The sequence below is a fragment of the Pontivivens nitratireducens genome, from assembly GCF_011290545.1.
Taxonomy (GTDB): Bacteria; Pseudomonadota; Alphaproteobacteria; order Rhodobacterales; family Rhodobacteraceae; genus Pontivivens; species Pontivivens nitratireducens.
The window spans coordinates 1724031-1737425 of sequence record NZ_CP049811.1 but is presented as its reverse complement, the minus strand read 5'-3'; the positions used below and the strand labels follow the sequence as shown (position 1 = coordinate 1737425).

Sequence of the window (13395 nt, the reverse complement as noted above, 5' to 3'; positions counted from 1 at the left end):
TATTATCATAGAATGGTGCGAGAACATTTCGCCCCACCCAATTACAGGAGTCAGCAATGGCACAATCCGATTACCTCCGGCAGCAAACCGCGGCCGGTGCGCGCCCGGCGGAAATCGACGCGGGCCTGCGCGCGCATATGAACAAGATCTACGGCACGATGTCCGTAGGACTGGTCGTGACCGGTCTGGTCGCGTGGGCGCTGGCGGCACTCGCCGTGACCTCCGACTCGACCAACGCGACCGCCGCCTTGCGTGAGGGAACGTATCTGACGGATCTGGGTTATGCGCTATACGCCTCCCCGCTGAAATGGGTGCTGATGTTCGCGCCGCTGGCCTTCGTCTTCGGCATTTCCGCCGGGGTGAACCGGATGTCCGCACCGACGCTGCAACTGGTCTTCTACGCGTTTGCCGCCGTGATGGGCGCGTCGATCAGCTCGATCTTCCTGGTCTTCACCGGTGAGAGCATCGTGCAGGTCTTCTTCATCACCGCCGCGTCCTTCGCCGGTCTGTCGCTGTATGGCTATACCACGAAGAGCGATATCAGCGGTTGGGGATCGTTCCTGATCATGGGTGTGATCGGTTTGATCATCGCCTCGATCGTGAACATCTTCCTCGCCTCCTCCGCGCTGGCGTTCGGCATCTCTGCGATTGGTGTGTTGGTCTTCGCGGGTCTGACCGCGTATGACACGCAGCGGTTGAAGAACGAGTATGTGACCTATGCGACGCATCCCGGCGCGGGTGAGATGCTCGGCAAATCCGCCATCCTCGGCGCGCTGAGCCTGTACCTCAACTTCATCAACATGTTCATGATGTTGCTGTCGCTGTTCGGCAACCGCGAATAACATCGCATCCAGAACTGAATCAGGGGCCGGGGGGAAACCTCCGGCCCTTTTTCTTGGGGCCGAACAGATCAGACGATAGGCGCGAAACGCAAAAGGGCCGCACCGTGGTGCGACCCTTTGCAAAACGCTCAGAAGCGGAAGATCACTTGATCTTGCCTTCCTTGTACTCGACATGCTTGCGCACCACCGGGTCGTACTTGTTGACGGACATTTTTTCCGTCATCGTCCGGCTGTTCTTCTTCGTGACGTAAAAGTGGCCCGTTCCCGCAGTGGAGTTCAGGCGGATCTTGATCGTCGTTGGCTTCGCCATGATCCATCTCCTAAAAACGGGGCCCGGCCCCATACAGTTGGTGAGCGGCAGGAGCCACCCAAATCTTGAACCCGTTTCCTACACCCTCCCCTTGTGGTGTCAAGCGGTTCAGAGCACTCGGAAGTGCGAGCGGTCCCCTTTGTGCGAAAAGAACGGCACAGGGCGGGGGCCGTTTTCCAGCCGGGAATCGATTTCGGCCAGCACGACCTCGGTAATGAATGGCAATTCCAGCTTGCGCGCCTGGGGCAGTGACACCCAGTGCAGATGCGAAAGCTCGTCACATGCGGATGAGAAATCATCAGGATCACTGGCCAGGTCCGCTGCGTCCGCGATGAAAAACCGCGCGTCGAACCGACGGGGCTGTCCCATCGGCGTGATCGCGCGAAACACGAATTCCAGACCGGCCAGATGCGGCGCAAGCCCGAGATCGTAGAACGCCTGCCAATCGGCGGGTATGTCGCCTGCATGTGCGCCGGGCTGCCCCAGCGCCTGTCCGGTTTCCTCGAACAGTTCGCGGATGGCGGCGCGGGCCAGCGGAACCGCCAGCTCCGGATCGGAGTGCTTGTTCAACCGCTCCCGAACAGTATCGGGAAGCTCGGTCGCATGGCTGAGATCGGCCCGGTCGGACGGGTCGAGCGCGCCCCCCGGGAACACGAACTTGTTCGGCATGAACACAGCCGCGGATCCGCGCTGCCCCATCAGGACCATCGGTCCATCGGTCGTATGTCGAATAAGGATGATCGTCGCCGCGTCGCGGATAGGTATATCGGTCATGCGCGGACTATGGATCAGCCGGGGCGATGCGTCCAGAGATCGTGAGCCTAATATTCGCTGGAGCCGCCGAATCCGTGCATCCGCTTGGCCCATTGAAAGGCGATAAACGCCCCCTTTATTCGCGGCAGCAGCCACAGGCAGAGCAACACGAACGGAATCACGATCACGGCAATCATCGCGAGAGGATTGAGGCGAAACGACTCGAACAATATGATCATCATAGGTGCCATCAGGTGGCCGGCGATCAACATGGTCGCCCAGGCAGGCCCGTCATCAGCGCGCTGATGATACAGCGCCTGATTGCATACGGGACAATCGTGACGGACCTTCAGATAGCCGTCGAAGATCGGCCCGGATCCGCAATTGGGGCACCGTCCCTTCCACCCGCGCCGCAGGGCAGGTTTCAGATCGCGTTCGTCCTGAGATGTGGCCGGTATATGCTGGATATCTTTCATAGGCATCTCGATACTCCATGCCTGAGGGCTTTGCACGTGGTCAGAACGCCCCCGCGTCGGGATGTCGCTCCCCCCGTGGCCGGTTTTCGAAGTTTTCGCAGTTTTTTGCGACGGAACAGATGGCGCGCACCCGTATCAGATGCAGAACGACGGCACGAGGCCACGTTCGGAGAAACTGATACCAACGAAGGACGGCAATATGACCTCCACCTCCAAGACCGCACTCGGCGTAACGCTGGTTCTCGCTCTTTTCGCAGGCGCGACGTCTGTGTCCGCGCAGGGCCAGAGCCGGGGATTCGACTTCGCCGCGATCGACACGAACGGCGACGGGGAAGTGACCCGCGCCGAGGTTGACGCCCACCGCGCGGCCCGGTTCGCCGACATCGACACGGATGGGAACGGCATCGTGGATCAGGCCGAGTTGATCGCCGCAGCCGAGGCCCGGCGCCAAGCCCGCGACACCCAACGCGCCGAGCGCATGATCGAACGATCCGACGCTGACGGCGACGGCGTTCTGACGCAGGAAGAACTGCAACCCCAGCCCCGTGGCGGCGATATGTTCGAGCGTATGGATGCTGACGGCAACGGCGCCATCAGTCAGGAGGAGATCGAAGCAGCCCGTGAACACATGCGCGACCGTGGCGGCGATGATCGTGATGGCAACCGTGAACATGGCCGTCGCTCGCACGATTGAGCCCTTCGGCTGGACTTTCCGGTCCGCGGCTGGAACGCTGCGGGCCGGAGCTAACCTGAAAGTGCCCCAAACGCCCATGCCCGAAGATGCGCACGATACTGACGCGGCCCTGCTGGCACGCTTCTCGCAGGGCGATCAGTCGGCGGCGCGTCTGCTGGCCGCACGCCACGCCCCCCGCGCCCTGTCTGTCGCGACGAGGATGCTGGGCGACCCGGCCGAAGCACAGGATATCACGCAGGAGGCGATGATCAGAATGTTCAGGATTGCCCCCGATTGGCAGGCGGATCGCGCGAAGCTCAGCACTTGGCTGTATCGCGTCGTCTCGAACCTGTGCATAGACCGGCTGCGCGCCCGTCGCGGCGGCACCGATCCTTTGGACGAGGTGAACGAACCTGCGGACACGGCCCTGACGGCCCCTCAGCAAATGGAAGCGGACGACCGCGTCCGACTGTTGCATAACGCCATCGGGCAATTGCCGGAGAGGCAGCGCCTCGCCATCACATTGCGGCATATCGAGGAGCTTTCGAATCCCGATATCGCGACCATATTGGGAACCAGCGTCGATGCCGTGGAAAGCCTGCTGTCACGCGGCCGCCGAACTCTGACGACCCTGCTGGCACGACATCGCGAAGATCTGGAGCCTGTGACATGACCGACCACCCCCCTGTGGACCCGACCCGGATGAACCCCCAATCGATGGAACCCGTGCTCGATGATCTGTTCATGGCGGCACGCGCGGCCAGACCTGTCCCCGATGCTGACCTGATGGCGCGCATTCTGGGCGATGCCGCGGATCTGACTGTGGTCACGACCCTCGCGCCACCGCCTCGCGCGTCTATGTGGCACAGGCTTCGCCGGGGCATTGCTGACCTGGTGCCCGGGGGAATGCCCGGCGTGGCCTCTCTGACGACATGCGCGCTGGGAGGGGTTCTGATCGGCTATGCCGGGCTGGGCGATCTGCCCCTGCTGGCCGGTCTGGAATTGATCCAGGGGCAAGGCGTCGTCACGTTGGACAGCGGCGTGTTCGATGAAGACGTATACTATCTCAGCACGGAGGACGGGGCATGACCGCAGAAGGACGCAAGCGTCGGGGGATTACCATCGCACTCGTCATATCGCTCGGCATCAACCTCATCGTAGCGGGAACGCTCGCTGGTGCGATGCTGCGCGATGAGGGGCATCCTGTCAGATTGCGTGTGACACCGGATTTGCGGGCCGCGATTTCCGCCTTGCCGAACACGGACCGTGATCGGGTGCGCGATGCTCTGCGCGAGGCGATGCCGAGCGAGCGGGGCGCCCGTGTCGAGCGGTTGCGCAGCCAGCAGCGGTTCGCATCCGCGATCCGCGCGCAACCCATGGACCGCCAGGCGATCGAAGCGATCTTCGCCAGCCGCGCCGATGACGGTGAACGCCTCAGACTGGCGGCGGTGGATGTCCTGCTCGATACACTCGAAGCGATGCCGCAGGACAATCGCATCGCCTTTCTGGAGAGGATGCGCCAGTCCGGGGCGCGCAGCCCCCGCCCCGGCGATAGCCCTTCGAGTGAGAACCGACCGGCTGACAGGCCCCCCCGCGAGTGATCAGTCGTCCCAGGCTGTCGCGATCCTGTCGCGCCCGCCGGCCTTCGCCTTGTACAATGCACGGTCCGCAGCGGTCAGAAGTTGCTGCACGTTATCCGCACCCGCGATCGAGACGGCCACGCCGAAACTGCCTGTGCAAACGATAGGATCACGCGTTCCGATCTCGAATTTCTGATCCGCGATGGCGCGGCGAATACGCTCGGCCACTTGCAAGGCCCCCTTGCGGCTCGTACCGGGTAGAGCCACGCAAAATTCCTCCCCCCCCAGCCGCACGACGACATCCACGCCCCTGACAGTTTCCTGCAGGCGGCGCGCGACCTGACGCAGAACCTCATCCCCCGCATCGTGGCCATAGCTGTCGTTCACGGATTTGAAACGGTCAAGATCGAGAGTGAGAAGAGCCAAATCGCTGCCCTCCGACCGGGCCTGCGTCAGCATGTTGACCAAGTGATGATCGGCATACCGGCGATTGTACAATCCGGTCAAAGGGTCGATTGCGGCCAACCTCAACCCGTCACGCAAATTGGTGCGCAGCATGTCCGAGTAGAGCTTGCGTCGCAGCTGGGATCGCAGCCTGACCGCCAGTTCTGTAAGGTCATGCGGCGGCATCACGTAATCCCAAGCGCCCAGATCCAAGGCCTTCGCCGCCGTGGACATATCATTGTCAGACACCAGGAACAGCAAGGCGGAATGACGTGTCGGCTGCCGTCGCGCAATCGTCGAGATCAGGCGCAGCCCGTCCCCGGAATCCGCCAGGGTCTGATGCACGACGAACGCATCGGGCACATCGGCGGCAATACGATTGGCCATGCCCTTCTCACTTGTGACGAAATCGACCTGTACCGCCAGTTTGCCCCGTATCGCCTTGGCCCAGGCCGCACCGTTCAAATGATCCGGGGCCGCAATCAACACGGAATGTGCCGGCGTCAGAACGATGTCGTCGATGCCGGCCGGAGCGGAATCGAGTCCCAGTTCGCGTGTCGTTTCTGCCCTTAACTGCAGTTCGTCCGTAACAAACTTCATTCGCATCAGATTGCGAACCCGTGCGAACAGAGCCAGATCGTGAATCGGCTTAACCAGAAAATCGTCCGCGCCAACCTCAAGAGCGCGCAATCTGTCCTCGGCATCATCGACGGAGGTCATCATCACGATCGGGGTCAATGCCGTATCCCAGCTGGATTTCAGATCGCGGCATAGCCCGAACGCATCCAAAGTCGGCATGGTCACGTTTATCAGAACAACCGATGGCTGCTCTGCGCGAACAAGGCGATGCACGTCCTCGGCCGTTTCGGCGACAAGAACATCGTAATATGCCGACGCAAGTTTTGTGCGGATCATCACGCGATTGGCTGCTATGTCATCTACCAGAAGGATGCGTCCTGACATTAGCCCCCCACGACCCCAAACACACCACCACCTGATAGCGCCCACAAACGGCCAAACCATACGTTATGAGCGGCATGTAAGCTAGCTGAACAACTCAACCAAACCTTACGAAACATGTGAAATTCTCATAAAACTGCCAATTATGTCGTGGGAATGTCCTCCAAAAGCGGTTTCAGAAAAGTGATGGGCAAGCATGACAGTGACCTGTATGACGTGGGTATCGCCTAGGGGAAAAGTATGAACAAAACATCAGCGGAGGCCCTGGCGGCGCAAGTTCTGGGCTGGCTGGCAGGTGATGATGAAAGACTCATGTCGTTTCTGGGCATGACCGGCGCGGAGGTAGGCGATCTTCGCCATCGGGCGAATGATCCGCAGTTCCTGGGCTTTCTCATCGATTTTCTGTTGCAGGATGAACAGGCCCTGATCGAATTCTGCGACCGCACGAACACCCCCTACGACGCACCGCAACGGGCGCGATTGCTGCTTCCCGGTGGCGATTTGCCGAACTGGACTTGATATGGCACTGACCGACATTACCCGCGCACAGATCGAAATGCTGGATCTGGTGCCCGATTCGCCCCTGATCGCAGTCGATGCGGATGAGGTTCTCGTTTACTTCATGCGGCACTTTCGCGATTTCAGTGCCGAAAAATCCTGGCGGCTGAACCCTGGGGCGGGCAGGCTGGATCAGGCGCTGACCCATATCGAAGACGGCTCGATTGCCGACATGGCGACCGGCCTGGGCCTGATTGACGCCTTCTTTCAGGCGGAGGTTCACAACCAGATCGCCATAGATTGGGCCGCATCCAGTCTGAAGGAGGCAAGTCTCAGCGCGCAGATCGTCGTACTGACCAACCTGCCCCATGCCGCGCGCGACGGGCGCATCGCGAATCTGGGCGGGCATGGCATTCCCTACCCGGTCGTCACCAACACCGGCGGCAAGGGCTTCGCATTGGCCGAACTGGCCGCGCGGGTCGATGGCCCGGTCCTGTTCATCGACGACAGCGCGGCACAGATCGAAAGTGCCGCGAAGGAGGCACCGCAGGTGCGCCGCATGCAGCTGATCGGCTGCGATTACGCCGCGCCTGCCCTACCCCGGACGGATGCGGCAGAAACCCTGGCGCTGGACTGGGGCGACGGTCAGCGGTGGATCAAGCGGGTTCTGGGCTGACCCGTGGCCCCGGTCGCGCCCCTCAGGAAACGACGCGCAATCCGTCCCGGAACCGCTGCATGTTTTCGACATAACGCCGCGCCGAGGATTCGAGCATTCTGACGCCCGCATCGTCAATCTGCCGCACGACCTTGCCCGGCGCACCCATCACCAGCGAGTTGTCGGGGATCACCTTTCCCTCGGTAATCAAGGCGCCCGCTCCGATCAGGCAATTGCGCCCGATCGTGGCTCCGTTCAGGACGGTCGCGCCCATCCCGATGAGGGAGTTGTCGCCGATGGTGCAGCCATGCAGCATCGCCTTGTGCCCGATGGTGCAGCCCGCGCCAATGGTCAGCGGACAGCCGGGGTCGGTATGAAAGACACAGTTTTCCTGCACATTGGAGTTCGCCCCGATGCTGAGCAATTCGTTGTCACCGCGCAAGGTACAGTTGAACCAGATTCCCACCCCGGACGAGAGGTGGACAGCCCCGATCACGTGCGCACCGGGAGCGATCCAGACATCCGCGTCGCAGTCCGGCGTCAATTCGCCAAGGGTATAAAGCGGCATCATGCAATCTCCTTTATTTCGCCCGACATGATGCGGGCACGACGTGCAATATCAGGTCTGCGGTCGCGACGCAGCCGTTCCGCCGTCAGGATCGCACGCAGTTCAGAGTAACAGATTTCCAGATCGTCGTTGATCAGGATGTACCGATATTCAGCCCAATGGCTCATCTCACGCCTAGCTTCGCGCATCCGGCGCTCGATCACGTCCGTTGCATCCTGAGCGCGCGCATGCAGACGACGCTCCAATTCCTCGATGGAGGGGGGAAGGATGAAGATAGAAATCGCATCACGTCCCATTTCAGAGTTGCGGATCTGTTGCCCCCCCTGCCAATCGACGTCGAACAGTACGTCCGAACCCTGTGCACAGGATCTGCGAACCGGCCCGATGGGTGTGCCGTAGAGGTTTCCGAAAACCTCCGCATGTTCCAGCATCTCCCCCTCGGCGACCATGCGTTCGAACTCGGGACGTTCACGAAAGAAATATTCACGTCCCTCGACCTCCCCCGCGCGCGGCGGACGAGTGGTCGCGGAAACGGAGAATGAGATCTGCGGATCATCTGCCAGCAGGCGCCGCGACAGCGTGGATTTTCCCGCACCCGAAGGCGAGGACAGGATAACCAGCATTCCACGGCGGCTGATCTCGGGGCGTTCGGGGGTCATAGCGGCCTCACTCGACATTCTGGACTTGTTCACGCATCTGGTCGATTACCACTTTCATATCGATTTCGACACCGGTTAACGCCGCATCGTCGAATTTCGCGGTCAGCGTGACTGGCAGATCGCGCACCTGGCATTTGGGCAGCCCGCCGCCCAAGCCCAGATCATTCCGTCTATCCCTGTGAACCGTGTCATGAACGGCATCTCGCGCTGCCGTTCAGCCGTCGTTAACCTTTTAGGCGGAAAGATCATTTAAAATGCTACTCAAATGCTATCATTCTATTAACGTCCGCGTAACCATGGGCGAATGGCGTGGCAAGGGTGAGTAAGATGAACAGGCAGGACATACTCGGCGATCTGTCGGAATATTGGGAGGAGGTGCGCGGCAACAGGCTGGCACCCCGCCGGTCCGACCTGAATCCCAACCGGTTCGGTGCAGCGTTGGAGCATATGTTCATTCTTGAAAGCGTCGAGGATGGACCGCTGCGCATCCGGCTTGCCGGGTCGCGCTTGTGTGACATGATGGGGATGGAGGCGCGCGGAATGCCTGCCCGCGCGATGTTCGCGATCCCGGATCAGATGCGCGCGGACGATCTGTTCAGCGAAGTTGTTCGCCATCCCGCCTGTATCGACATGGACCTGACCGGACTGTCCGGTGAGGCGGCGCAGTATCAGGGCAGCATGATGTTGCGCCCGCTTTTCGATGATCTGGGTGCGATCACGCGTGTACTGGGATGCCTGCTCATCGACGCCCCCCGCTATGAGACGGACATCGCGATCACCATTGATACCGTGCTCATCCACACGCTGCGTCAGAAGCCCAAATCGGCCACGCCCGCCGGTTTCGCGGAGGCGCAGGCCGCCTTCACCGGCCCGCATCTTCGCAGTGTGTCCGGCAGTGCCCGCGCGCCCCGCCAGCCCTTGACCCGTTCACATCTGCGCGTTGTCAGTTCCAACGATTGAGGGGGCGGGATCAGTCCTGAACCCACTCCTCCTGCGGAATGCCCTGTAGCGCGAGAAGCGCGGTCAGGTCCGAATGATCTAGCACAGCATCCGCCCCGATTCGCAGCGCCTGCTTGGCCTTGTACGCCACACCCAGCCCTGCCGCCTCGACCATCGCCAGATCGTTCGCACCGTCCCCGACCGCGATAACGTCGCCCGCATCGAAGCCACCCGCCTGAGCCAGTTCGCACAGGGAATCGAGCTTTGCCTGCCGGCCCAAAATCGGGTCGGAAACCTTGCCAGTCAGCCGATCTTCGTCGAACAGCAGCGTGTTGGCCCGATTGACGGCAAAGCCCGCCGCCTGCGCCACGCGCGCGGTAAAGTAGGTGAATCCGCCCGAAACCAGCGCCGTCTGCGCCCCCAGATGCGCCATCGTCCGCACCAGGGTCCGCGCACCGGGATTGAGAGATATGCGCTGCGTATAGCATTCATCGAGTGCGCTGCGCGGCAAGCCCGCGACCAGCCCGACACGCTCCCTCAGGGCCGCCTCGAAATCCAGCTCGCCGCGCATCGCCCGTTCGGTGATATCCGCGACGCGATCCTTCACGCCTGCGAAATCGGCAAGTTCGTCGATGCATTCCACCGGAATCATCGTGCTGTCCATGTCCGCGATCAGCATTTTCTTTCGGCGGCCCTGCGCGGGGACGAGGTTGAGGTCGCATCCCTGCGGCGCAACGGCGCTGCCCAGCGAAGCGCAGGCGATCTCAACCGCCGATGCGGCAAGGCGTACCGGATCGCCCGGTTGCACCAGTTCGGACAGGACCTGAGAAACCTGCGCGTCGGACACTCCGGCCGCGGCGGTCAGTATGGCAAAATTTTGCATGTATTCTCCGCCCGTACGGTCCAGCCCCGTGGGGGCTGGACGTCGGGATCAGGGGATCAGACGGCGGCGCGATGCGCCAGCGGTGCCTTGTCCAGTTCCTCCGCCACGAGGAACGCCAGTTCCAGTGCCTGGCTGGCGTTCAAACGCGGGTCACATGCCGTGTGATAGCGGTCAGACAGGTTCTGATCCGTCACAGCGCGCACGCCACCGGTGCATTCGGTCACATCCTGACCGGTCATCTCGAAATGCACGCCACCAGCATAGGTGCCCTCGGCCTTGTGGATTTCGAAGAACTGCTGAACCTCGGCAAGAACGCTCTCGAACGGGCGTGTCTTGTACCCGGAATCGGATTTGACCGTGTTGCCGTGCATCGGATCGCAGGACCAGACGACCTTGCGACCCTCACGCTCCACCGCGCGAATCAGTGCGGGCAGATGATCGCCGACCTTGCCCGCGCCGAACCGTGCGATCAGGGTCAGACGGCCTGCCTCGTTGCCGGGATTCAAGCGGTCGATCAGGTCGATCAGCTCATCAGGTTGCAGCGACGGCCCGCATTTCAGGCCGATCGGGTTGATGACACCACGGCAGAATTCGACATGCGCGCCGTCAGGCTGCCGTGTCCGGTCGCCGATCCAGATCATATGGCCGGACCCGGCAACGACCTGCCCCGTGGTGGAATCGACGCGGGCCAGCGCCTCCTCGTATTCCAGCAACAGCGCCTCATGCGATGTGTAGAAATCGACACGGCCCAGGGTGTCCGTGTTGCCGGAGTTGATGCCCGCAGCCTCCATGAAGGCGAGGCTTTCGGAAATCCGGTTGGCAAGATCGCGGTATGACGTGGTCGCGGCCGCATCCGCGAACCCCAGCGTCCATTCGTGCACCCGGTGCATATCCGCGAACCCGCCCTGCGAGAACGCGCGCAGCAGGTTCAGCGTCGCCGCGGATTGGGTATAGGCCTGCAACATGCGGTCCGGGTTGGGAATCCGCGCCTCGGGGGTGAAGTCGATATCGTTGATGATGTCACCACGATAGCTGGGCAGCTCCACCCCGTCCTTTACCTCCGTCCCTGCCGAACGCGGCTTGGCGAACTGACCCGCCATGCGGCTGACCTTCACCACGGGCAGCTTCGCTCCATAGGTCAGGACCATCGCCATCTGGAGCAGCACACGGTAAGTGTCGCGAATGTTGTCGGCGGAGAATTCACCGAAACTTTCCGCGCAATCGCCCCCCTGCAACAGGAATGCGCGACCTTCGGAGACCTGGGCGAGTTGCTTGCGCAGGGCGCGCGCTTCCCCCGCGAAGACCAGCGGCGGATAGGATGCAAGGCGGCTCTCGACGGAGGACAGCGCCTCCGCATCGAGGTAGTCAGGCATCTGGATGCGCGGCTTCGCACGCCATCCGGCTTTGGTCCAGGTCGGGGACATTTGCGTCACTCCTGTAACGATATAGGTTTTGGAGAGTCTGTGTAGCATGGGATTTCGGGCGCTGACCACCCGGATAGATGCGCCGAGGCCGGATTTGCCCGCCGGATCGGCTCAAATCCTAGACTTCGCGCGGTGCATGCTATGAAGCTGAGCCGCGATGCCAACAGTTGCGACGCCCGCAGGTCGCTTTCAGACGCTTGACGCCTCCCCTTGATTGCGACGAACTGGGGCGACGTTCCAGTGGAGACAGGCGAATGGCACCCTTCGAGAGCAAGACGCAGACATTCGTCTTTCTGCTGACCGAGAATTATTCGCTGATGTCCTATGCCTGCGCGGTCGAACCGCTGCGCCTGGCCAATTGGGCGACAGGACAGGAGCTTTATCGCTGGCGGTTGAGCGCCGATGGCGGTGAGTTTGCCGAATGTTCGAACGGGCAACGCACGCTGGTCGATATGGGATTCGAGGAGATCGGGCGGGACGAGGTGTTGCTGATCTGCTCCGGCACACATGTCAAGAACGCCACGACCAGGAACCTGCTGCAATACATACGGCGCGAGGCGCGACGCGGGATTGCCATCGGCGGCCTGTGCAATGCCACCTATATCATGGCGCGCGCCGGTCTGCTGGAGGGGAAGCGTTGCACGATCCACTGGGACAACCGCGACAGCTTTCTAGAGGATTTTCCGGATATAGATCTGAGCCACACGATCTACACCATAGATGGCAACCGTTATACCTCTGCGGGGGGATCGGCCTCCGCTGATCTGATGCTTAAGCTGATTTCGGATCGTCACGGGCCGGAACTGGCGAACCGGGTCGCGGATCAGATGATCTATACCACCATCCGCAGCGACCGCGATGAGCAGCGCCTGTCGATCCCCACCCGGATCGGCGTGCGTCACCCCAAGCTTGCCAATGTCATCCGCATGATGGAGGAAAATATCGAGGAACCCGTCAGCCCCTCCCTGCTGGCTGCGGATGTCGGAATGAGCACACGCCAGCTGGAAAGACTGTTTCGCCGCTACCTCAACCGCTCCCCCAAGCGGTATTACATGGAATTGCGGCTGCAAAAGGCCAAGAACCTGCTGATGCAGACGGATATGACGGTCATCAATGTGGCACTTGCCTGCGGATTCACGTCACCGTCGCATTTCTCGAAATGCTATCGGGCACACTTTTCGACGACCCCCTACCGTGAACGCGGGACGCAAGCTGTGGTTTGAGGGACGAATTTCATGCAGCACGTAATCATGCGCCCCCCTATGACATTGCCTGTGACACGGATTGTTCACACGATAAGGCTTGCTTTCCATATGCGTCGGCCCTAGGTGGTTGGGTGTAAGGTTATCTACTCCGAATTCTTCGACTCATAGCAGCCGCAGTACTTCGATTTGGGATTGCATTGCGTTATTGCCCGCACATGTCGTGCGGGCCACACTATGAGGAATACTCGGATGGCTAACGGCACCGTGAAATGGTTCAACTCCACCAAAGGCTTCGGCTTCATTCAACCTTCTGACGGCGGCAAGGACGTATTCGTTCACATCTCCGCTGTTGAGCGTGCAGGCCTGTCCGGCCTCGACGAGAACCAGAAGATCTCCTACGAGCTGGAAACCGGCCGTGATGGCAAGCAGAGCGCAGGCTCGCTGTCCGTCGAGTAAGCTCTCGCAGCTTTTCGACATTTGAAATTACGAACGGCGGTCAGGAAACTGGCCGCCGTTTTGCATTCTG

General features: G+C 61.2%; 18 protein-coding genes and 1 pseudogene. 10 read left to right on the top strand and 9 right to left on the bottom strand.

The features are described 5' to 3' along the window. Positions 1-56: 56 nt before the first annotated feature. Positions 57-842 (top strand): Bax inhibitor-1/YccA family protein, encoded by a 786-nt coding sequence (locus tag G8E03_RS08585; protein WP_166190684.1) that lies wholly within the window; start codon positions 57-59, stop codon positions 840-842. Positions 843-984: 142 nt separating this feature from the next. Here the strand turns inward: G8E03_RS08585 and rpmG are convergent, their stop codons facing one another. From rpmG to G8E03_RS08570, 3 genes are all read right to left on the bottom strand, one after another. Then, positions 985-1152, bottom strand: a complete 168-nt coding sequence (gene rpmG / locus G8E03_RS08580) for a 50S ribosomal protein L33 (RefSeq protein ID WP_097927910.1) — start codon at positions 1150-1152, stop codon at positions 985-987. 108 nt (positions 1153-1260) lie between these two features. Beyond that, entirely contained in the window at positions 1261-1926 is a 666-nt protein-coding gene (locus tag G8E03_RS08575) for an NUDIX hydrolase (RefSeq protein ID WP_166190682.1), read from the bottom strand. Between the two features lie 47 nt (positions 1927-1973). Then, a complete protein-coding gene (locus G8E03_RS08570; RefSeq protein WP_166194032.1) occupies positions 1974-2381 on the bottom strand; it encodes a DUF983 domain-containing protein in 408 nt (135 codons plus the stop codon). Positions 2382-2580: 199 nt separating this feature from the next. Here G8E03_RS08570 and G8E03_RS08565 point away from each other — a divergent pair, with 199 nt between their 5' ends. The 4 genes from G8E03_RS08565 (at position 2581) to G8E03_RS08550 (ending at position 4655) form a co-directional block, all read left to right on the top strand. After that, the gene (locus G8E03_RS08565; protein ID WP_166190680.1) at positions 2581-3075 is read left to right on the top strand and encodes an EF-hand domain-containing protein; all 495 of its coding nucleotides are present in this window, start codon (positions 2581-2583) and stop codon (positions 3073-3075) included. Between the two features lie 76 nt (positions 3076-3151). Next, positions 3152-3727 carry an RNA polymerase sigma factor gene (locus G8E03_RS08560; RefSeq protein WP_166194029.1) on the top strand — a complete coding sequence of 192 codons (576 nt, stop codon included), beginning with the start codon at positions 3152-3154 and terminating at the stop codon, positions 3725-3727. Beyond that, entirely contained in the window at positions 3724-4143 is a 420-nt protein-coding gene (locus G8E03_RS08555; RefSeq protein WP_166190678.1) for a hypothetical protein, read from the top strand. Before G8E03_RS08560 ends, G8E03_RS08555 begins: the two co-directional genes overlap by 4 nt. Beyond that, on the top strand, positions 4140-4655 hold the full coding sequence (locus tag G8E03_RS08550; protein WP_166190676.1) for a periplasmic heavy metal sensor: 516 nt from the start codon (positions 4140-4142) through the stop codon (positions 4653-4655). Before G8E03_RS08555 ends, G8E03_RS08550 begins: the two co-directional genes overlap by 4 nt. Here G8E03_RS08550 and G8E03_RS08545 read toward each other — a convergent pair whose 3' ends face one another. Further along, positions 4656-6041, bottom strand: coding sequence for a diguanylate cyclase (locus tag G8E03_RS08545; RefSeq protein ID WP_166190674.1), 1386 nt, complete (start codon positions 6039-6041; stop codon positions 4656-4658). Positions 6042-6278: 237 nt separating this feature from the next. On the opposite strand from G8E03_RS08545, the gene G8E03_RS08540 reads away from it, so the two are divergent. Both G8E03_RS08540 and G8E03_RS08535 read left to right on the top strand, forming a co-directional pair. Next, the gene (locus G8E03_RS08540; RefSeq protein ID WP_166190672.1) at positions 6279-6557 is read left to right on the top strand and encodes a DUF3572 domain-containing protein; all 279 of its coding nucleotides are present in this window, start codon (positions 6279-6281) and stop codon (positions 6555-6557) included. 1 nt (position 6558) lies between these two features. After that, positions 6559-7212: a hypothetical protein gene (locus tag G8E03_RS08535; RefSeq protein WP_166190670.1), complete on the top strand. Its 654-nt coding sequence runs from the start codon at positions 6559-6561 to the stop codon at positions 7210-7212. A 22-nt stretch (positions 7213-7234) separates the two neighbouring features. Here G8E03_RS08535 and G8E03_RS08530 read toward each other — a convergent pair whose 3' ends face one another. The 3 genes and pseudogenes from G8E03_RS08530 to G8E03_RS08520 all read right to left on the bottom strand — a co-directional run. Further along, complete coding sequence (locus tag G8E03_RS08530) at positions 7235-7759, bottom strand: gamma carbonic anhydrase family protein (protein ID WP_166190668.1); 525 nt, start codon at positions 7757-7759, stop codon at positions 7235-7237. Next, a complete protein-coding gene (gene gmk, locus G8E03_RS08525; protein WP_185803066.1) occupies positions 7759-8397 on the bottom strand; it encodes a guanylate kinase in 639 nt (212 codons plus the stop codon). The genes G8E03_RS08530 and gmk overlap by 1 nt, the downstream gene beginning before the upstream one ends. Positions 8398-8425: 28 nt before the next feature. After that, positions 8426-8527 (bottom strand): annotated as a pseudogene (locus G8E03_RS08520) (endoribonuclease YicC domain-containing protein); the annotation flags it as partial. A gap of 218 nt (positions 8528-8745) precedes the next feature. Here G8E03_RS08520 and G8E03_RS08515 point away from each other — a divergent pair. Further along, a complete protein-coding gene (locus G8E03_RS08515) occupies positions 8746-9378 on the top strand; it encodes a PAS domain-containing protein (protein WP_166190664.1) in 633 nt (210 codons plus the stop codon). A gap of 10 nt (positions 9379-9388) precedes the next feature. Here the strand turns inward: G8E03_RS08515 and serB are convergent, their stop codons facing one another. Both serB and G8E03_RS08505 read right to left on the bottom strand, forming a co-directional pair. Beyond that, positions 9389-10240 carry a phosphoserine phosphatase SerB gene (serB, locus tag G8E03_RS08510; protein ID WP_166190662.1) on the bottom strand — a complete coding sequence of 284 codons (852 nt, stop codon included), beginning with the start codon at positions 10238-10240 and terminating at the stop codon, positions 9389-9391. Between the two features lie 56 nt (positions 10241-10296). Next, entirely contained in the window at positions 10297-11664 is a 1368-nt protein-coding gene (locus tag G8E03_RS08505; protein ID WP_166190660.1) for a class II 3-deoxy-7-phosphoheptulonate synthase, read from the bottom strand. A gap of 254 nt (positions 11665-11918) precedes the next feature. On the opposite strand from G8E03_RS08505, the gene G8E03_RS08500 reads away from it, so the two are divergent. Together G8E03_RS08500 and G8E03_RS08495 are read left to right on the top strand one after the other, a co-directional pair. Then, the gene (locus G8E03_RS08500) at positions 11919-12887 is read left to right on the top strand and encodes a GlxA family transcriptional regulator (protein WP_166190658.1); all 969 of its coding nucleotides are present in this window, start codon (positions 11919-11921) and stop codon (positions 12885-12887) included. Positions 12888-13118: 231 nt separating this feature from the next. Continuing rightward, positions 13119-13325 carry a cold-shock protein gene (locus G8E03_RS08495; RefSeq protein ID WP_097927926.1) on the top strand — a complete coding sequence of 69 codons (207 nt, stop codon included), beginning with the start codon at positions 13119-13121 and terminating at the stop codon, positions 13323-13325. Positions 13326-13395: the final 70 nt, after the last annotated feature.

Excerpts from the sequence above, each read along its gene's own strand:
- G8E03_RS08530 (WP_166190668.1), bottom strand. The coding sequence starts at position 7,759 with ATGCCGCTTTATACCCTTGGCGAATTGACGCCGGACTGCGACGCGGAT.
- G8E03_RS08565 (WP_166190680.1), top strand. The coding sequence starts at position 2,581 with ATGACCTCCACCTCCAAGACCGCACTCGGCGTAACGCTGGTTCTCGCT.
- G8E03_RS08515 (WP_166190664.1), top strand. The coding sequence starts at position 8,746 with ATGAACAGGCAGGACATACTCGGCGATCTGTCGGAATATTGGGAGGAG.
- G8E03_RS08550 (WP_166190676.1), top strand. The coding sequence starts at position 4,140 with ATGACCGCAGAAGGACGCAAGCGTCGGGGGATTACCATCGCACTCGTC.
- G8E03_RS08555 (WP_166190678.1), top strand. The coding sequence starts at position 3,724 with ATGACCGACCACCCCCCTGTGGACCCGACCCGGATGAACCCCCAATCG.
- G8E03_RS08575 (WP_166190682.1), bottom strand. The coding sequence starts at position 1,926 with ATGACCGATATACCTATCCGCGACGCGGCGACGATCATCCTTATTCGA.
- G8E03_RS08585 (WP_166190684.1), top strand. The coding sequence starts at position 57 with ATGGCACAATCCGATTACCTCCGGCAGCAAACCGCGGCCGGTGCGCGC.
- serB (WP_166190662.1), bottom strand. The coding sequence starts at position 10,240 with ATGCAAAATTTTGCCATACTGACCGCCGCGGCCGGAGTGTCCGACGCG.
- G8E03_RS08545 (WP_166190674.1), bottom strand. The coding sequence starts at position 6,041 with ATGTCAGGACGCATCCTTCTGGTAGATGACATAGCAGCCAATCGCGTG.
- G8E03_RS08560 (WP_166194029.1), top strand. The coding sequence starts at position 3,152 with ATGCCCGAAGATGCGCACGATACTGACGCGGCCCTGCTGGCACGCTTC.
- G8E03_RS08505 (WP_166190660.1), bottom strand. The coding sequence starts at position 11,664 with ATGTCCCCGACCTGGACCAAAGCCGGATGGCGTGCGAAGCCGCGCATC.
- G8E03_RS08540 (WP_166190672.1), top strand. The coding sequence starts at position 6,279 with ATGAACAAAACATCAGCGGAGGCCCTGGCGGCGCAAGTTCTGGGCTGG.
- rpmG (WP_097927910.1), bottom strand. The coding sequence starts at position 1,152 with ATGGCGAAGCCAACGACGATCAAGATCCGCCTGAACTCCACTGCGGGA.
- G8E03_RS08495 (WP_097927926.1), top strand. The coding sequence starts at position 13,119 with ATGGCTAACGGCACCGTGAAATGGTTCAACTCCACCAAAGGCTTCGGC.
- G8E03_RS08535 (WP_166190670.1), top strand. The coding sequence starts at position 6,559 with ATGGCACTGACCGACATTACCCGCGCACAGATCGAAATGCTGGATCTG.
- G8E03_RS08500 (WP_166190658.1), top strand. The coding sequence starts at position 11,919 with ATGGCACCCTTCGAGAGCAAGACGCAGACATTCGTCTTTCTGCTGACC.
- G8E03_RS08570 (WP_166194032.1), bottom strand. The coding sequence starts at position 2,381 with ATGAAAGATATCCAGCATATACCGGCCACATCTCAGGACGAACGCGAT.